Consider the following 17,878-nt stretch of genomic DNA (forward strand, 5'->3'; position numbering starts at 1 on the left):
ATTTTCTTCTAAGGTTTTTTTGTTTGCATTTATTGTAAAATCCTCCACTTATTATCGTTATTTCTTGCTCAAGTATATTAAGATGTGCTTGTAAGAATTTTTGTAACGATAACGAGGAGACTTTTACATGAAAGTAGGAAAGATTAACGGATGTGTCGTTATCGATATGACAAAATCAATATAAAAGCTATAGCGATATAAAAGAATATATATATAAAGTCAGGAGAATCCTCCTGACTTTTTTTATTTGAACTCATTCGTGAGAAGTGCATCTTTCCTAGCAGAAACGACACTGCTATAATGGAAAGATGATATGGAACTTTCATCAAGTGAACAATATATGAGTGATGATTGAAACGTATTTGCAAATTAAGGACAAGCTATCTTTATAAAGATGTAGGTAGCTGACTTGTTAATAAGAAACGAAAAATAATAATGAACTTTGAGATGAAACAACATTGTTGCGGAAAATGCGATGTTGGAGGAGGACAATAGAATGGACTTACTACAACTATTTAAATTACAAAAAGAATTAGATGACCGTATTGTGAAAGAACATGACTTACAACCCAAAAAATTGTTAAAAGAAAAAATGTTAGCTCTTCTTGTAGAAATTGGAGAACTTGCAAATGAAACACGTTGTTTTAAATATTGGAGCAATAAACCAGCTTCAGAACGTGAAGTAATATTAGAAGAATACGTAGATGGTTTACATTTTATTTTATCAATCGGAATCGATTTAGGAATTGATAAAAACTTCTTATTCTATAAATGTGCGCAAACGAATAAAACACAAGTGGAAATTTTCTTAGACACATATGCGAAAGTAATTCGTTTTACAGATCAACCTTCTATTACGAACTATATTGAACTATTTACAAGCTATCTTCGCCTTGGACAAGCGCTTGAATTTGAACAAGATGAAATTGAAAAAGCATATTTAGATAAAAATGAAGTAAATCATCAGCGTCAAACACAAGGATACTAATTTAATTTTTGAATATTTCAATTTCCTTTTGTATAATAAAGTGACTGAAGAAAAAGGAGGGTGTTGGCAATGATAAAATTAGACGATACATTGACAATGCTAAAAGAATTAACAGACGCACGCGGTATTGCGGGTAACGAGCGCGAACCACGTGAAGTAATGAAGAAATATATTGAGCCGTTTGCAGATGAACTTTCTACTGACAATTTAGGAAGTTTAGTTGCGAAAAAAGTTGGGGAAGAAAACGGCCCGAAAATTATGGTTGCAGGTCATTTAGATGAAGTCGGCTTTATGATTACGCAAATTGATGACAAAGGCTTCCTTCGTTTCCAAACGGTGGGTGGCTGGTGGTCGCAAGTTATGCTTGCACAGCGCGTAACGATTGTAACGCGTAAAGGAGATGTAACAGGTGTAATTGGTTCAAAACCACCGCACATTTTACCTCCAGAAGCTCGTAAAAAGCCAGTTGAAATTAAAGACATGTTCATCGATATTGGTGCTTCTAGCCAAGAAGAAGCGATGGAGTGGGGCATACGACCAGGAGATCAAGTTGTACCGTACTTCGAATTCCAAGTGATGAAGAATGAAAAGATGTTACTTGCAAAAGCATGGGATAACCGAATTGGTTGTGCAATTGCAATTGACGTATTAAAACAATTAAAAGATGAAAAGCATCCAAACGTTGTATACGGCGTTGGTACTGTACAAGAAGAAGTTGGTCTTCGTGGTGCGAAAACATCTGCAAACTATATTAAGCCCGATATCGCATTCGCAGTAGATGTAGGTATTGCTGGGGATACACCAGGTGTAACGGCAAAAGAAGCGCAAAGTAAAATGGGCGATGGACCGCAGATCATTTTATATGATGCTTCTGTTATTGGTCATACAGGTTTACGTGATTTCGTAGTTGATGTTGCTGATGAATTACAAATTCCATACCAATATGATTCTGTAGCGGGCGGGGGAACGGATGCAGGAGCAATTCACATTTCTGTAAACGGTATTCCGTCTATGGCAATTACGATTGCGACACGCTACATTCATTCTCATGCAGCGATGTTACATCGTGATGATTATGAAAACGCAGTGAAGTTAATTGTAGAAGTTATTAAACGTCTTGATAAAGAGGCTGTACATAACATTACATTTAATTAATAGAAAAAAGCGAAGGATAACCTCCTTCGCTTTTTTCATTTTTAAAACGGTCTTTCTAATCCTGCTGCAGTATGAGCTCCTAAAATAATTAAGCGAGTTAATTGCATTGCCATGAAATGTGGGGTATAAATCATGCCTCTTTTTAACCATGACATAATCATTCCGATATGAGCGCCTGTAACATAACTAATAAGAATATCACGAGGGACCATAAGGTCTTCATCATCTGGCTGGGAAATAGATAGGCTTAATGTTAAATGTGTTTGAATTGTTTTCATCATTTTATAAGAATAGTTTCCAGCTGCCTTATCGCCGAGCATAACGTTATAGAAATTAGTATTGTCTGCGATATGCTCAAACAAAGCTAAAAAAGTTGGATGCGGTGAATCAAAAGTGAGCTGAAAATCTTCTTTATTTCGATTTTGTGGTTTAATTACTGCAGCTAGTTTTTCTAACATTTCTTCTATGCTTTTTTCTAATAAATCATATTTATCATGGTAATGGCTATAAAATGTAGCACGATTTACAGGAGCGCGTTCCGCGATATGTTGCACAGTTACATTTTCGAAGCCCTTTTCGCCTACTAAAGCGACAAAAGCATCCTGTATGAGTTGTCTCGTTCGTTTTACACGTGGATCATTTGTATTTTTAATAGACATTTTTACTTCACCTCGTTTAATTTTTTAACCTTAAACAACACATGTATAGTGTAATGTTGTTTAAACAACATATAGGTTTAAATTGTTGGTTGTAGATTCGGGATAATTATTTATAATTATAAACGATAGTCCTTTAGAAATCAGCACCGCTAGGATGCAGACAAAACATAGTTTGCGTCGTAAAAGGTGTGCTTTTTTTGTTTAAAGGTTAATATAATTAACAATTAAACAATATAAACACTAAGGATATAAATAGTTTAGAAAAAAATTATATGCGATATAAGGAGAGGAATGCAATGAATCAGTTTCGAAGAATGGTAATTATCAACATTATCACATTAATTGTATTAGTTGGCGGCGGTATTGGCGGTTATTACTATTACAATCAAACAGAAAACTATTTAAAAACAGAAAATGCAAAGATTGACGGGAAAGTAATCCCAATTGCATCACCAGCAGCAGGTAAATTAACAGACTGGAAAGCTGAAGTAGGAAAAAACTACAATGAGAACGATAAATTAGGTGCGGTTACTGTAGCAGGAGCAAATGGTGAGCAAACAGTAGATGTAACAATTCCACAAAATGCAACAGTTGTACAATCAAACGCAACAACTAATGCGTTCGTTGGGGCAGGTAGCCCAATTGCTTATGCATTTGATATGAACAATTTATGGGTAACAGCAAATATTGAAGAAACAAATATTGATGATGTTCAAAAAGGCCAAACAGTAGATGTGTATGTAGATGCATACCCAGATACAACGTTAACAGGAAAAGTAGAACAAGTTGGATTAACAACGGCGAATACATTCTCGATGTTACCATCAAGTAACTCAACAGCGAACTATACGAAAGTAAAGCAAGTTGTACCAGTTAAAATTTCTTTAGATCATAGTAAATCAGTAAATATTGTTCCTGGAATGAATGTGTCAGTTCGTATTCATAAGTAAGGGGGAGATGAGATGTCCTCAATTGCAATTGTAGGATATGCACTATTTTGTATAATCGTCTTCTTCCTTATAAATCGTCTTTTACGAAAGAAAAAAACGAATGTGGGAGAAGAACAAGTCCCAGCCGTAAGTAAGATAGAAGTAAGTCAAGCAGAAACAGTAGAGAAAGAACTTGAACAAAAACAAGAAACAGAAGCTTCTAACGTAGTGGAATTAGAAACAGGGAAGCAAGAGCAAGTAAAACAGGAAAAAGAAATGCTGAAGAGACAATTGCCGGTAGAGAATGTGAATGTAAAGGCAGTTGTAGCTGTACTAATTCTCGGTATGTTCGTTTCTATTTTAAACCAAACGATCATTAATGTTGCATTGCCTCCATTAATGAACGAATTTAACGTATCAACTTCAACAGCACAATGGTTAATTACAGGCTTCATGCTTGTAAACGGAATTTTAGTACCAATCAGTGCATTTTTAGTTTCACGATTTACGTATCGTAAATTATTCATAGCAGCAATGTTATTCTTCACTGTAGGATCTATCATTTGTGCTACATCAGGAAACTTTACAATGATGATGACGGGCCGCGTTATTCAAGCGGTTGGTGCGGGTATTTTAATGCCAGTTGGTATGAATATCTTCATGACATTATTCCCGCCTAATAAACGCGGAGCAGCTATGGGGTTACTTGGGGTAGCGATGATTTTAGCACCAGCTATCGGACCAACTGTAACAGGTTGGGTAATTGAAAACTATAGCTGGAACTTAATGTTCTATGGGATGTTTGTTATCGGTTTAATTATTACGTTCTTATCTTTTAAATTCTTTACACTAGCTCAGCCAGTGTCTAAAACAAAGTTAGATGTATTCGGTGTTATTAGTTCAAGTATTGGACTAGGTAGCTTACTGTACGGATTTAGTGAAGCTGGAAATAATGGCTGGACTAGTGCAGAAGTTGTTATAACACTTATCATCGGTGTCATTGGTTTAGCTGTATTTATTTGGAGAGAGTTAACAACAGACAATAAAATGCTTGATTTACAAGTGTTTAAATATCCGACGTTCACTTTCACATTAGTAATTAACGCGATTGTAACGATGGCCTTATTCGGAGGTATGTTATTACTTCCAGTATACTTGCAAAACATTCGCGGTTTTACACCGATGGAATCTGGTTTATTATTACTTCCAGGATCATTAATTATGGGGATCATGGGACCAGTTGCAGGTAAACTATTTGATAAGTATGGTATTCGTCCGTTAGCAATTGTCGGATTAGCCATTACAACATTTGCGACATATAAATTTACAACGTTATCGATGGATACACCGTATAGCGTTATTATGACGGATTATATTATACGCTCAATTGGTATGTCATTCATTATGATGCCAATTATGACAGCTGGTATGAATGCACTGCCGATGAAATTAATTTCTCACGGTACAGCAACGCAAAATACGTCAAGACAAGTAGCTGGTTCAATTGGAACAGCGATATTAATCACGCTTATGACGCAACAAACTACTGCTCACGTAGCGGATTACGGCAATATGTTAACAACGTCAAACCCGATTTTAGTTGATAAAGTACACGGTATGGGCCAAAGCTTAGCGGCATTAGCCGGATCAGCTCAAGCAGGAGATGCGATGAGTACACAACTATTATTCGGACAAATTTCAAAGCTATCTGCAATTAACGGTATTAACGATGCCTTCTTAATTGCAACAATATTAGCCGGTATTGCTTGGGTGTTATCGTTCTTCTTACCATCAGGCAATAAACCAAATAGAAAAGCAGGGAATTAATTTCCCTGCTTTTTTGTCTTTTTAAAGAGTGAGATATAAAAAATGATAACCAGCTACGGAGCACAGCCCTGTTATAAACAAAATTGTTCCCATAGCACGAATGCTGGATATTTGTCTTCCACTTATAATAGCTAATAGTCCAGCTAAAGAGAAGAAACACCAATATAAAGTTCCTGAAATTGGAACCATCCCCTCTAAATCTATTCCAAAACCTATACAAATGATAGGAACAACGATAAGCGATATGCTAATTAAACCAGCTATAACGATAAATGATTTTCGATATTTCATTCCGGCAGCAATTAAAAAAATGCCAACGATGCCTTCACATAATAACAAAATAGGGGCTAAGATAAGCCAAATAAATAAGTTGGTAGATTCCATATGTAATAACCCCTTAACGAATAAAAGATGAATCAGGCATGGACATGAGTTGATAGCAAATAGCTGCAAACAGTCCTATTGAGAAAATAATGAATCCCATGTTGCGTATACTCTTAATTTTTGAACGTACCCCATTCAATCCTGCTAATAAACCAGCTAGAGAGAAAAGTATCCAATATAGGACAGGTGGAATGTGGAGAACGGTCTCTCCATTGATCCCTTTGTTCAAAAAAATAAAAGGCATTATAACGAATGAAAAGCAAATAATCCCCATTAAGATAACAAGTAATTTCCGATATTTAATTCCTGTTACCATTAAAAAAATACCACCAGCAATCCCGCATAGTAAGAGAAGTGGCGTAAAAAGTATCCAAATAATACTGAACATATGTAAACTCCTTTAAGTGAATTAAGTTATATTTTACTACATGAGGTTTATTTTGGATATTATTAATAAATATGTATAAATTGATAGAAATGAGAAGCAACGATACGAATTAATAGATGTAGAGAACGTTAGAGAGGAGGGGACATATGAAAATTAAAGAAGAGAACGTTGCAATGCAACTACGGAAAAGGAACGAAAAAGCATTATATTTTATTATCGACCGGTACAGCGGACTTATAAAAAGTATTATTCAGAAGCATTTAGCCTCTTTTCAAGATGTACAAGAGGAATGCATGGATGATGTGTTATTGGCAATTTGGAATCATATTGAAAAGTATGATGAGGAGAAAAATACTTTAAAAAATTGGATTGCAGCTATTACAAAATATAAATCTATCGATTATGCGAGGAAATATGCGAAGACAGTAAACGAAAAAGGATTAGATCAAATAGGTGAAATAGCGGTACATACCGATACTACTAAAAATGAAATTAGTAATGATATGGAACATATATTAGATCATTTAAAGAAGAACGATAAAGAAATCTTTATGAAGCATTACGTTGAAGAAGACAGTGTAGAAGAGATTGCAGAGAAAATGGGGATGAAAACTTCTTTTATATACAATCGTCTGTCGAGAGGCCGGAAGAAGCTAAGGGCATTATTTTTACATAATCGAATGAAGTAAATAAGAAAAGGGGTGAAGGAAATGAAAGATCCGTATGAAATGTTAAATGATCTAAAAATTGATGAAAATGAATATAAAGAAGTTAACTTAACTCATATAGAGAAAAAGAAAATACAAAAGCGAATTAGCAAAAAGATAAGAAAGAACAAAGGTCATACGAAACGTAATATAGCTATTGTAACATCGGCTGCGGCATTATTTATTATGATGATGACTGTAGATATGAGAAGGATGATTGCGGATATACCGTTAATCGGAAGTAAAATGGAAGACTACGTAAACAGTAGAGGGGAACCTTTAAAAGAATATAAAACGACAATAGGACAAACAGTTTATGATAACGGTGTAGAAGTAAGGTTAGATGAAGTGATGATAGATGAAGGGCAGATTATTGTTAATAGTACGTTTAAGTCTAACAGTGTTAATCTGGGAGATATTTTTTTACCGTACCCAGATGTTTATATAAATGGAAAAGAGTTAAATGGTAGTGGTGGTGGAGGTAAACAAAGAGTAAATGATTATACATACACATTTTTTACTACTACAAATTTGAAAGATTCACAAATGAAGCCAATGGAATTGGATGGGGAACTAGATATACAAATTATATATAGAAGACTTATGCCGTTAAAAGATAAAACCTCAATAAAAGGAGAATGGGGCTTTTCCTTCAAAGCATCTGGAGACAAATTAAAAGCTGAAACGAAAACAATCCCAATCCATAAACATTTTAAATTAGAAAATGGTCAAAAAATAGAAGTGGAAGATTTAAAAGTTTCTCCTATATCTACGAAGTTGAATTATAAAATGTTGAATGGAACGAAATTAGAGGTGAAATTTATCGCGAAAGATCAAGATGGAAACGAGTTAATACCCGACTCAGGTCTTACATTATCGAAAAATAGTTATTGGCGATTTGAAAAACTAGAAGATAGTGTAACGAAAATTATTCTGACGCCTGTTCTAACTTCTGGTGAAGAGGGAGAAAAGAAAACGAATTACCGAAAAGTGTTAACGGAAGAAGAGTTTGAAGTTGTGATAAAAGAGTGAAAGAGGTATCGCGATGATACCTCTTTTTAACTCAAGAATGCCAACATATTATTCATAATATGAAATAACATAGCTGGAATAATGGATTTTGTTTTTTTACATAAAATAGCCATTAATAATCCCATGAAGAAAGTAATTACCATTACTCCAAGTGAGTATGTATGAGCGATACCGAAGAAGAAGCTTGTTATGATGGCTGCAATCCAAAATGGAAAGCGTTCTGAGAAGAAGCGAAGTATAAAACCACGGAAAATAAGCTCTTCAAAAATTGGTGTGAGTATAGCGAAGCCGAGAAGTAATAATATTTGATACTGCTTAAAAACGTCTAAGTTTAGTGCGGAAGATTGCTGCTTCGTTGCGTCTTGGAACACATAATTTAACAAGATGTAATTGAGTATAATGTTTATAGCGAAGAAAAGAAGTAAGTATACGTATGTACGCCATTCTTTAAGTACTTTAAAGTTAAAAGATTTTAGTAGTAATTTTTTTGCGGGTTCGAATTTGAAAATGAAGAATAACAACACGGCTAGTTGTAATATGATACTTGCAGTATTTGCAATAGATTCATACAGGGCAATTTGTTTTTTATCTGTAAGGCCGGCTGTATAAATTGTTAAGGGCATTGCGAGGAACACAGTAATAAGTCCGGTTCCGAAAAAAGCGAATAAAACGGAGCTAATAAATTGTCCCCATGACATAGAGTATTTCTGTTCATTAGAAAGTTGTGTAGCGGGTTGCATTTGTAAAACCACCTCTTTATATTTGTATATTTAATTATAAAGTATTTTGCTTTTGAGTGTAACATTTAAATATTACATACAAAGGTGTATTTTTCGCAAAATAATAAAAGAGGTATCACCCTATAGTGATGCCTCTTTCTCATTGATAACTATGTTCTGCCTTGTCATTCAATTTCTTTTGCTCTATTTGTAATTCACGCTCTACCAATCGGTCTAATTGCTGAATTGCTTTCAATGCTTTTTCATAAGAAATCGTTCTATAATGATGCGCTCCGCCCGGTTCTTCATCTGCTTCGTCTGCCCATTTAATAATGTTTTGAAGAGATGTTCTTTCAATTTCTTGCTGTACTAAGAAAGAATCTGTATGAAGAAGAATCGCAATAGAAATTTCTTTTGCTAGTTTAGGATGTTCTCCTAATCTAATAAGCAATTTATGAGATCTTTCTGCCCCTTTAATCGCATGTATATCATTCTTTTTATACAAGTCATAGTCCCATTCGCCGCCCGTGTACCACGTATGATGTCCGATATCATGAAGGAAGCCAGCCTTTGTCGCAGCATCGACTGAGGCGTGATGCTTTTTGGCTAAGTGAAACGCATGATAAGCGACAGCAATCGCGTGGACCATTCCAGAACGGTTTACATATTTTTGCGTAATGTGATGTTTAAAAATTTGTTCAAGCGTAATACGGTGCATAAAACATTCACTCCTTTTATCCAATGATGTATATGAAGAAAAATCGATCGGTTTAAATGTATTTTGAACATTGTACTCCATCGGGGTAGCGTTAGTAAAGTAGAAATGTTTAGGAGAAGAAAAATTTTATAGACATAAAAGGTCACCTTAGTTTTTTTTCTAAGGTGACCTTTTATTGCTTATTTTTTTAATCCTTGCTCCAGTGTTCCTAACATTTCGTGTTTTTCATTTTCATCAGCATTTTTCCAAATGACTTCGAATAAAACGCCAAGACCTGGAAGCATTTTTTCTTCACCGCTTTGAATTGCATCGACAATCGTTTCTTGTAATTGGTCTTGTGAATTTCCAGATACATTCGCTAATACCGCGCCGCGTAAATTAAAACTCATTATCTTCACCTCTTCTTCAGAATTGAAACTGACGTTAGTTTTTGTTCTTTTTTATGTAAATATGTATGAAAAATAGGCTATAATGATAAGACAAGAAGAGAGGGAAATACATATTATGAAAAACATTGATTCAGTACAAAACCCGCGTGTGAAGCAGTGGAAAAAGCTGCAGACGAAAAAAGAGCGCGATAACAAAGCTTTATTTTTTGTAGAAGGATTCCATTTAGTAGAGGAAGCGTTAAAGGCAGGAGTTGTAACAGAACTTATCGTTTCAGATCAGACAGATCTTCCGAAAGATTGGACAGTTAATGATGTTGAAATGTATATTGTGCCTGAAGCAATTGTAAAAGTACTCCGCGAAACAGAAACAACGCAAGGTGTATTTGCTGTTTGTGAGAAACATGAGAAAGAAGTAGCTCTTACTGATGGGAAATTTCTTTTATTAGACGGCCTTCAAGACCCAGGTAATTTGGGAACGATTATTCGTACAGCGGATGCAGCTGGTATTCATGCCGTTGTGCTTGGAGAAGGGTGCGTTGATGTTTATAATAGTAAAGTACTACGATCTACACAAGGTTCTATTTTCCACTTACCGGTTGTAAAAGGGAACTTAGAAGAATGGGTAGACAAGTTAAAAGAAAATAACGTCCCTGTATATGGAACAGCTCTTGAAAATGGAGTTCCATTTGGTGAAGTAACCCCGGCTGGAAGTTTTGCATTAATTGTAGGGAATGAAGGAAGCGGCGTACGCCAAGAAATTCTGGCGAAAAGTGATCAAAACTTGTATATTCCGATTTACGGCGGGGCAGAATCATTAAATGTTGCGGTTGCAGCAGGGATTTTAACGTATTATTTACAAAGCCCAGTTGCGAATCGATAAAAAACTTCTTATAATAAGTTGAAGTACATGTTCATAAAAAAGTGGTGAAATGAGTATCGAACTTTTTTGAACATATAATAAAAGTATATTAATGAAAAACGTTGATAGAGAAGAGTAGCTTACAAAATCGCCATATAGGGAGAGAGTGCCGTAGACTGAAAGCATTCTTATGGTAGATGGAAGTGAATTCACCTCTGGAGTTGGCGCCAGGACCATTTATATGTAAAGGCGTTCCGGTCAGAATTGATCGTTATAACTAATGAGTGGGCAGACTTGTTCTGTCAATTTAGGGTGGTACCGCGAATTTACCTCGTCCCTTTTTGGGAGCGGGGTTTTTTTATTTTTAAAATTAGGAGGGTTCCAAATGGAAGCACGTTTAAAAGAGCTAAAGCAAAAAGCGTTAGAGCTTATTGAAGAAGCGAAAGAGCTAAAGGGCTTAAACGACGTACGCGTAGCGTATTTAGGGAAAAAAGGTCCAATTACAGAAGTATTACGCGGCATGGGAAAATTATCAGCAGAAGAGCGTCCACGTATGGGAGCATTAGTAAATGAAGTACGTGAAGCGATTCAAACGCGTCTAGAAGACAAAATTGGCAACTTAGAAAAAGCAGTAATTGAGGCGAAATTAGCTACTGAAACAATTGATGTTACACTGCCAGGTCGTCCTGTTGAAACAGGTTGTCACCATCCGTTAACAGCAGTTGTTGAACAAATTGAAGATGTATTCATCGGTATGGGTTATGAAGTAGCTGAAGGGACGGAAGTAGAAAAAGACTACTACAACTTCGAAGCATTAAACTTACCGAAAGATCACCCAGCGCGTGATATGCAAGATACATTCTACATTACAGAAGAAACGTTACTACGTACACATACATCTTCTGTGCAAGCACGTACGATGGAAAAGAATAAAGAAAAAGGACCGATTAAAATTATTTGTCCTGGTAAAGTGTATCGCCGCGATGACGATGATGCGACGCATTCACACCAATTCATGCAAATTGAAGGTCTTGTAATTGATAAAAACATTCGCATGAGTGACTTAAAAGGTACACTGCAAGTATTCGTGAAAAAGATGTTCGGTGAAGATCGTGAAATCCGTCTTCGTCCAAGTTTCTTCCCATTCACAGAGCCGTCTGTAGAGATGGATATTTCTTGTATGATGTGTCACGGTAAAGGTTGTGGCACTTGTAAAGGGACTGGCTGGATCGAAATTTTAGGAGCAGGTATGGTTCACCCGAACGTACTTGAAATGGCTGGTTATGATTCAAAAGAATATCAAGGTTTCGCATTCGGTATGGGCGCAGAGCGTATCGCAATGTTGAAATACGGCGTAGATGACATTCGTCATTTCTATACAAATGATGTACGTTTCTTACAACAATTCAAACGAGCGTAAGGGAAGGAGAGGATAAATATGTTCGTATCATATCGTTGGTTACAAGAGTATGTAGATATTAAAGATGTAACAGCACAAGAACTAGCAGACAAAATCACGAAAAGTGGTATTGAAGTAGAAGGTGTTGAAGTATTAAATAAAGGTGTAAAAGGTGTTGTAGTTGGTCACGTATTAGAATGTGAAAAACACCCAGAAGCTGATAAATTAAGCAAATGCTTAATCGATATCGGTGAAGAAGAGCCGGTTCAAATTATTTGTGGAGCTGCTAACATTGCAAAAGGTTTAAAAGTACCAGTTGCAAAAGTTGGCGCTGTACTTCCTGGTAACTTCAAAATTAAAAAAGCAAAACTACGCGGGGAAGCTTCTCACGGTATGGTTTGTGCTCTTCAAGAGCTTGGTATTGATGGGAAATTCGTTGCGAAAGAATATGCAGACGGTATCTTCATCTTCCCAAGTGATGCTGAAGTTGGTGCAGATGCACTTGAAATTTTAAATTTAAATGATGAAGTACTTGAGCTTGGTTTAACACCAAACCGTGCAGATTGCTTAAACATGTTAGGTGTTGCATATGAAGTAGCTGCTATTTACGGCCGTGAAGTAAAACTTCCAGCTATCGACTTACAAGAAACAGCAGAAAAAACTTCTGATTACATTTCTGTAAGTGTAGAAGCGAAAGAAGAAAACCCATTATATATTGCAAAAATGGTTAAAAACGTAAAGATTGGTCCATCACCAATGTGGATGCAAACTCGTCTTATGGCAGCTGGCATTCGTCCAATTAGTAATGTAGTTGATATTACAAACTACATTTTAATGGAATACGGTCAACCGTTACATGCATTCGATTACGATAAATTAGGTTCAAAAGAAATCGTTGTTCGTCTTGCAAAAGAAGGCGAAAAGATTCAAACATTAGATGCTCAAGAACGTACGTTACAAAGCCACCATCTTGTAATTACAAATGGCACAAAAGCGTTAGCTGTTGCTGGTGTAATGGGCGGAGCGGATTCTGAAGTTGATAGCGAGACAGTAAACGTTCTAATTGAGTCTGCATACTTTGCAGGTCAAACAGTGCGCCGTACATCAAAAGACTTAGGTCTTCGTAGCGAATCAAGTGCACGTTTTGAAAAGGGAATCGACCCAACACGTACATTTGAAGCAATTCAACATGCAGCTGCTTTAATGGCAAAATACGCTGGTGGAGAAGCACTTGAAGGTGTAGTAGAAGCTGATAACTTACAAGTACAAGAACGTACAGTATCTGTTACAGCTGAAAAAGTAAACCGTGTATTAGGTACAGATATTTCTGCGAGTGAAATGGGTACAATGTTCACAAACCTGAAATTCCCATTCACAGAAGTAGAAGGAACATTCCATGTAAATGTACCAGCACGTCGTCCTGACATTACAATTTCAGAAGACTTAGTAGAAGAAGTAGGTCGTCTGTATGGTTATGATCACATTCCAGTTACATTACCATCTGGAACAATGACACGTGGTAAATTAACATCAGCACAAACGAAACGTCGTAAAGTACGCCGCTTCCTAGAAGGTGCTGGTTTATATGAAGCAATCACATATTCATTAACAAGCGCTGACAAAGCGAAACAATATATGGTTGAGCCGAACGAAAAAGCTCCTGTAAATCTTGCGCTTCCAATGAGCGAAGAGCGTAGCCAACTTCGTTTAAGCTTAGTGCCACAATTGTTAGAAGCAGTTTCATACAATGTTGCACGTAAAAACGACAGCGTTGCATTATATGAAGTAGGTTCTATCTTCTTACCAACAGAAGCAGGAGAACTTCCGAAAGAAGAACAACATCTTGCAGGTGTTATGACAGGTCTTGCTCTTCACCATGCATGGCAAGGTGAGAAGAAAGTTGTAGACTTCTTCGTTGTTAAAGGTGTATTAGAAGGATTATTCGACGTACTTGGCGTGGCAAATCAAATCACTTATGCACCAGCAAAACGTGAAGGTATGCACCCAGGCCGTACAGCTGACATCGTATTAGATGGTGAAGCAATCGGATTCATCGGTCAATTGCACCCGGAAACAGAAAAACAATTAGATGTGAAAAATACATTCGTATTCGAATTATCTCTTGCAAAAGTATTCGGTGCAGACGCTGAGGAAACTTACTACTTAGCAATTCCACGTTTCCCATCTATGACACGTGATATGGCTGTTGTAGTAACAACAGAAACAAAAGCTGGTGAAATGAAGCAAGTCATTGCTGAAGCTGGCGGAGAACTTCTGAAAGACGTAGCACTATTCGACTTATACGAAGGTGAAAAAATGGAAGAAGGCAAGAAATCACTTGCATTCTCTATGAACTACTTCGATGCAGAACGTACATTAACAGACGAAGAAGTAACAGAAGCACATAACCGTGTATTAACAGCGGTAGAAGAGAAATTTGGTGCGGAGTTACGTAAGTAATAAAAAATTGCCGGATTAAGTCCGGCAATTTTTTTATGGCACGATTGTCGGAAAATGTCGGTAAGTCGATATATTATAAAAATCGCTGATATATTTTCTGGCATCTTGCATCTTTCTCTCGAATGTAGTACATTAATTTTAGTTTAACAAAACGAAAGACGATGATAAGGAAAAGTAGTATATACTATAATCCAAAGCGAGTCAGGGACGGTGAGAGCCTGATGAGGCGGTATATGTGAAGAACACCTTGGAGTTGCTAACCGAAATTGAAGCTTGTATTCAAGAGTAGACTTAGACGGGAATCCGGCCTGTTACAAACCGGGAAGTATGTATTACATACGAGTTAAAGTTGGTCTTTATGACAAATTGGGTGGTACCGCGAAGTTTAACCTTTCGTCCCTTTATGGATGAAAGGTTTTTTTGTATTTAAATATATGAGTAAAGGAGAATTTTACTATGGAAAACACATTAGTAAAAAGTCTGTATAGAGATACAGATAAATACGCAGATCAAACAGTACAAGTATCGGGTTGGATTCGTAACTTACGTGATTCAAAAGCATTTGGTTTCATCGAATTAAACGACGGTAGCTTCTTCAAAGGTGTTCAAATCGTTTTCGATACAGAATTAGAGAACTTCAAAGAAATTGCAAAGCTTCCACTAAGCTCTTCAGTTAAAGTAGAAGGTAAAGTAATTGCAACACCTGGAGCGAAGCAACCATTTGAAATTAAAGCAGAAAAAATTGATATCGAGGGCTTATCAGATTCTGATTACCCACTTCAAAAGAAGCGTCATACGTTTGAATACTTACGTACAATCGCTCACTTACGTCCAAGAACAAATGCATTCTCAGCAACATTCCGCGTGCGTTCTATCGCAGCATTTGCAATTCACCAATTCTTCCAAGAGCGTGGATTCGTACATGTTCACACACCAATTATTACTGGTAGTGATACAGAAGGTGCAGGCGAAATGTTCCGCGTAACAACGCAAGATTTAAACAACGTAGCAAAAGGTGAAGACGGACAAGTTGACGAATCAAAAGACTTCTTCGCTAAAGAAACAAACTTAACAGTAAGTGGACAGCTGAACGCTGAAGCTTATGCATTAGCATTCCGTGATGTGTACACATTCGGACCTACATTCCGTGCGGAAAACTCAAACACAACTCGTCACGCAGCGGAGTTCTGGATGGTTGAGCCTGAGATTGCATTCGCTGAGTTAGGCGATGTAATGGATCTTACAGAAGATATGCTGAAATATGCAATGAAATACGTACTAGAGCATGCACCAGAAGAAATGGACTTCTTCAACAGCTTCGTTGATAAAACAGTTCTAGAGCGCATGAACAACGTAATCAACTCTGACTTCGGTCGCATCACTTATACAGAAGCAATTAAAGTACTTCAAGAATCAGGTGCTGAATTCAAATACCCAGTAGAATGGGGTATTGACTTACAAACAGAGCACGAAAGATACTTATCAGAAGAAATCTTCAAACGCCCTGTATTCGTAACTGACTATCCGAAAGACATTAAAGCATTCTACATGCGTATGAACGAAGATGGTAAAACAGTAGCAGCTACTGATCTTCTAGTTCCTGGCATCGGCGAATTAATCGGCGGAAGTCAACGTGAAGAAAGAATGGACGTTTTAGTAGACAGAATTAAAGAATTAGGTATGAACGAAGAGGACTACTGGTGGTACTTAGAACTTAGAAAATACGGCGGTACAAAACACGCTGGATTCGGTCTAGGTTTCGAGCGCTTCCTAATGTACATCACTGGCATGGCTAACATCCGTGACGTAATTCCATTCCCAAGAACTCCAGGTTCTTCTGAGTTTTAAGATGAAAAAAGCGAGAGCAACTGCTCTCGCTTTTTTTGTTTGGAAAAATGTTGTTCATAGGTTCGTTCATATCTCACATATAGTAAAACGAATGAAATATTTATGGGCAAGGGAAGGGGTTTTTGTACAATGGGGGAGATTCCAAGTCATACAAAGTGGACACTGCATGACAAGTATGTGGTGATTACTGGTGCAACAAGTGGTATTGGATTAGCGGCAGCTAAGACATTTGCAGAGCGCGGTGCCAAACTAGGAATCATTGCACGTAACGAGGAAAAAGCGAATGCTGCTATTGCTCAAATTAAGGATGTAACGAATGGGGATGTGATGATAGATCTATTTTTAGCTGATATGGCTTCCCAACAATCTATACGCCGGGTAGCTACTGATATTTTGGAAAGGTGTCCGAGAATAGATATATTAGTGAATAATGCTGGTGCTTTATTTCAAACAAGGCAGCTTACAGAGGACGATTTGGAGATGACTTGGGCGGTTAACCATTTAGGTCCATTCCTAATCACTAATTTGCTGTTGGAGCGTTTAAAAGAAAGTGCTCCTGCTCGTGTTATCACCACCGCATCTCACGGTCACAAAATGGCTAAAAAGGGAATTGATTTCGGTGATTTAGATGCAGAACAACTTTATCGTGGTGTTAAGAAATTTATGGGTGGTCCTACAATGCGTTATGCTCAATCAAAACTAGCAAATATTTTATTTACCGCTGAATTGGCAAAGAGGTTGGAGGGGACGGGTGTTAGTGCATACAGCTTCGATCCAGGGCTAGTGGCTACGAATTTCAACCAGGACAATGGTCTAGTTGCTCGCTTAACTATGGCAGCAATGAAACCTTTCTCCCGTACACCCGAGAAAGGTGCTGAAACTCTAATATGGCTAGCAGAATCAACTGAATTTACTGATCATAGTGGTTATTACTATGCCGATAAGCAAATAGGAAAAATGTCTGAAGCTGCCTTGGATAAGGATGCCGCAAAACGTCTATGGGACATTAGTGAAAAACAGACAGGAGGATAAAAGAGTAGCCAGTATATGTTCAGATGGTTATGCTGAATAGTTTTTTACTCTTAAGTGAAAAGTAATCTTGGGGGTGATTGTAATGAGTAAGAAAGTGAAAACAGACCATTCTAGATCAAGCTTAGGTTCTCCGGAAGTGGAAGGACAAGGAACGACTACGCATGAAACGGGTTCTTATAAAGTACCTTCATCAAATAAGAAGCAGAAACGAAGTTAAACATAAAAAGGGAGTCATGGAGACTCTCTTTTTTAGGTGAATAGTAAATGAATATATATCAGTCTAAATTTAAATATATATATATATAGAATGAGTGCGGCGAAAATAGGAACGTGTGAGATCCTATTTATCCATTTTTCATTCATAAAAGGCGAAAAGAATTCAATT

General features: G+C 36.9%; 18 protein-coding genes and 2 other annotated features. Of the genes, 12 read left to right on the plus strand and 6 right to left on the minus strand.

All coding sequences use genetic code 11. The features are described 5' to 3' along the window. The first annotated feature begins 496 nt into the window (after positions 1–496). Both BG05_RS09150 and BG05_RS09155 read left to right on the plus strand, forming a co-directional pair. Positions 497–988 carry a dUTP diphosphatase gene (locus BG05_RS09150; protein ID WP_002015469.1) on the plus strand — a complete coding sequence of 164 codons (492 nt, stop codon included), beginning with the start codon at positions 497–499 and terminating at the stop codon, positions 986–988. A gap of 69 nt (positions 989–1,057) precedes the next feature. Next, entirely contained in the window at positions 1,058–2,143 is a 1,086-nt protein-coding gene (locus tag BG05_RS09155) for a M42 family metallopeptidase (protein WP_002129347.1), read from the plus strand. Positions 2,144–2,184: 41 nt separating this feature from the next. On the opposite strand, the gene BG05_RS09160 is transcribed toward BG05_RS09155, so the two are convergent. Next, on the minus strand, positions 2,185–2,802 hold the full coding sequence (locus BG05_RS09160) for a TetR/AcrR family transcriptional regulator (RefSeq protein ID WP_002015467.1): 618 nt from the start codon (positions 2,800–2,802) through the stop codon (positions 2,185–2,187). Positions 2,803–3,098: 296 nt separating this feature from the next. Here BG05_RS09160 and BG05_RS09165 point away from each other — a divergent pair, with 296 nt between their 5' ends. Beyond that, the gene (locus BG05_RS09165; RefSeq protein ID WP_002129345.1) at positions 3,099–3,752 is read left to right on the plus strand and encodes an HlyD family secretion protein; all 654 of its coding nucleotides are present in this window, start codon (positions 3,099–3,101) and stop codon (positions 3,750–3,752) included. A gap of 12 nt (positions 3,753–3,764) precedes the next feature. After that, entirely contained in the window at positions 3,765–5,558 is a 1,794-nt protein-coding gene (locus tag BG05_RS09170; RefSeq protein ID WP_002129344.1) for a DHA2 family efflux MFS transporter permease subunit, read from the plus strand. A 21-nt stretch (positions 5,559–5,579) separates the two neighbouring features. On the opposite strand, the gene BG05_RS09175 is transcribed toward BG05_RS09170, so the two are convergent. Then, positions 5,580–5,942, minus strand: coding sequence for a hypothetical protein (locus tag BG05_RS09175; RefSeq protein WP_002129343.1), 363 nt, complete (start codon positions 5,940–5,942; stop codon positions 5,580–5,582). A 13-nt stretch (positions 5,943–5,955) separates the two neighbouring features. Next, positions 5,956–6,330 (minus strand): hypothetical protein, encoded by a 375-nt coding sequence (locus BG05_RS09180; RefSeq protein WP_002034233.1) that lies wholly within the window; start codon positions 6,328–6,330, stop codon positions 5,956–5,958. Positions 6,331–6,476: 146 nt separating this feature from the next. On the opposite strand from BG05_RS09180, the gene BG05_RS09185 reads away from it, so the two are divergent. Then, complete coding sequence (locus BG05_RS09185; RefSeq protein WP_003191713.1) at positions 6,477–7,019, plus strand: sigma-70 family RNA polymerase sigma factor; 543 nt, start codon at positions 6,477–6,479, stop codon at positions 7,017–7,019. A gap of 21 nt (positions 7,020–7,040) precedes the next feature. Next, on the plus strand, positions 7,041–8,069 hold the full coding sequence (locus tag BG05_RS09190) for a DUF4179 domain-containing protein (protein ID WP_016127522.1): 1,029 nt from the start codon (positions 7,041–7,043) through the stop codon (positions 8,067–8,069). Between the two features lie 26 nt (positions 8,070–8,095). Here the strand turns inward: BG05_RS09190 and BG05_RS09195 are convergent, their stop codons facing one another. The 3 genes from BG05_RS09195 to sspI form a co-directional block, all read right to left on the minus strand. Further along, entirely contained in the window at positions 8,096–8,809 is a 714-nt protein-coding gene (locus BG05_RS09195; protein ID WP_002129340.1) for a CPBP family intramembrane glutamic endopeptidase, read from the minus strand. 139 nt (positions 8,810–8,948) lie between these two features. Beyond that, positions 8,949–9,506, minus strand: coding sequence for an HD domain-containing protein (locus tag BG05_RS09200; RefSeq protein ID WP_002129339.1), 558 nt, complete (start codon positions 9,504–9,506; stop codon positions 8,949–8,951). A 179-nt stretch (positions 9,507–9,685) separates the two neighbouring features. Next, entirely contained in the window at positions 9,686–9,895 is a 210-nt protein-coding gene (sspI, locus tag BG05_RS09205; RefSeq protein WP_000009511.1) for a small acid-soluble spore protein SspI, read from the minus strand. Positions 9,896–9,977: 82 nt separating this feature from the next. Here sspI and BG05_RS09210 point away from each other — a divergent pair, with 82 nt between their 5' ends. From BG05_RS09210 to BG05_RS29405, 6 genes are all read left to right on the plus strand, one after another. Further along, positions 9,978–10,775: a TrmH family RNA methyltransferase gene (locus BG05_RS09210; RefSeq protein WP_002015458.1), complete on the plus strand. Its 798-nt coding sequence runs from the start codon at positions 9,978–9,980 to the stop codon at positions 10,773–10,775. Between the two features lie 92 nt (positions 10,776–10,867). Next, positions 10,868–11,096, plus strand: a binding site (T-box leader). Between the two features lie 43 nt (positions 11,097–11,139). Then, positions 11,140–12,174: a phenylalanine--tRNA ligase subunit alpha gene (pheS, locus tag BG05_RS09215; protein ID WP_002015457.1), complete on the plus strand. Its 1,035-nt coding sequence runs from the start codon at positions 11,140–11,142 to the stop codon at positions 12,172–12,174. 18 nt (positions 12,175–12,192) lie between these two features. Continuing rightward, positions 12,193–14,613, plus strand: a complete 2,421-nt coding sequence (gene pheT / locus BG05_RS09220) for a phenylalanine--tRNA ligase subunit beta (RefSeq protein ID WP_002129337.1) — start codon at positions 12,193–12,195, stop codon at positions 14,611–14,613. Positions 14,614–14,765: 152 nt separating this feature from the next. Continuing rightward, positions 14,766–15,017 (plus strand) — a binding site (T-box leader). A 52-nt stretch (positions 15,018–15,069) separates the two neighbouring features. Further along, positions 15,070–16,461 (plus strand): asparagine--tRNA ligase, encoded by a 1,392-nt coding sequence (asnS, locus tag BG05_RS09225; protein WP_002167595.1) that lies wholly within the window; start codon positions 15,070–15,072, stop codon positions 16,459–16,461. A 129-nt stretch (positions 16,462–16,590) separates the two neighbouring features. After that, a complete protein-coding gene (locus BG05_RS09230; RefSeq protein ID WP_002129335.1) occupies positions 16,591–17,493 on the plus strand; it encodes an SDR family oxidoreductase in 903 nt (300 codons plus the stop codon). A gap of 82 nt (positions 17,494–17,575) precedes the next feature. Next, complete coding sequence (locus BG05_RS29405) at positions 17,576–17,710, plus strand: YuzL family protein (RefSeq protein WP_002112167.1); 135 nt, start codon at positions 17,576–17,578, stop codon at positions 17,708–17,710. Positions 17,711–17,878: the final 168 nt, after the last annotated feature.

It is taken from the genome of Bacillus mycoides (assembly GCF_000832605.1).
In the GTDB taxonomy this organism is placed as follows: Bacteria; Bacillota; Bacilli; order Bacillales; family Bacillaceae_G; genus Bacillus_A; species Bacillus_A mycoides.

Bases quoted from the DNA above. Each gene is read 5' to 3' on its own strand.
- BG05_RS09200 (WP_002129339.1), bottom strand. From the start codon at position 9,506: ATGCACCGTATTACGCTTGAACAAATTTTTAAACATCACATTACGCAA.
- BG05_RS09155 (WP_002129347.1), top strand. From the start codon at position 1,058: ATGATAAAATTAGACGATACATTGACAATGCTAAAAGAATTAACAGAC.
- BG05_RS09170 (WP_002129344.1), top strand. From the start codon at position 3,765: ATGTCCTCAATTGCAATTGTAGGATATGCACTATTTTGTATAATCGTC.
- BG05_RS09165 (WP_002129345.1), top strand. From the start codon at position 3,099: ATGAATCAGTTTCGAAGAATGGTAATTATCAACATTATCACATTAATT.
- BG05_RS09230 (WP_002129335.1), top strand. From the start codon at position 16,591: ATGGGGGAGATTCCAAGTCATACAAAGTGGACACTGCATGACAAGTAT.
- BG05_RS09190 (WP_016127522.1), top strand. From the start codon at position 7,041: ATGAAAGATCCGTATGAAATGTTAAATGATCTAAAAATTGATGAAAAT.
- BG05_RS09180 (WP_002034233.1), bottom strand. From the start codon at position 6,330: ATGTTCAGTATTATTTGGATACTTTTTACGCCACTTCTCTTACTATGC.
- asnS (WP_002167595.1), top strand. From the start codon at position 15,070: ATGGAAAACACATTAGTAAAAAGTCTGTATAGAGATACAGATAAATAC.
- BG05_RS09175 (WP_002129343.1), bottom strand. From the start codon at position 5,942: ATGGAATCTACCAACTTATTTATTTGGCTTATCTTAGCCCCTATTTTG.
- pheS (WP_002015457.1), top strand. From the start codon at position 11,140: ATGGAAGCACGTTTAAAAGAGCTAAAGCAAAAAGCGTTAGAGCTTATT.
- BG05_RS29405 (WP_002112167.1), top strand. From the start codon at position 17,576: ATGAGTAAGAAAGTGAAAACAGACCATTCTAGATCAAGCTTAGGTTCT.
- BG05_RS09160 (WP_002015467.1), bottom strand. From the start codon at position 2,802: ATGTCTATTAAAAATACAAATGATCCACGTGTAAAACGAACGAGACAA.
- pheT (WP_002129337.1), top strand. From the start codon at position 12,193: ATGTTCGTATCATATCGTTGGTTACAAGAGTATGTAGATATTAAAGAT.
- BG05_RS09210 (WP_002015458.1), top strand. From the start codon at position 9,978: ATGATAAGACAAGAAGAGAGGGAAATACATATTATGAAAAACATTGAT.
- BG05_RS09195 (WP_002129340.1), bottom strand. From the start codon at position 8,809: ATGCAACCCGCTACACAACTTTCTAATGAACAGAAATACTCTATGTCA.
- BG05_RS09150 (WP_002015469.1), top strand. From the start codon at position 497: ATGGACTTACTACAACTATTTAAATTACAAAAAGAATTAGATGACCGT.
- sspI (WP_000009511.1), bottom strand. From the start codon at position 9,895: ATGAGTTTTAATTTACGCGGCGCGGTATTAGCGAATGTATCTGGAAAT.
- BG05_RS09185 (WP_003191713.1), top strand. From the start codon at position 6,477: ATGAAAATTAAAGAAGAGAACGTTGCAATGCAACTACGGAAAAGGAAC.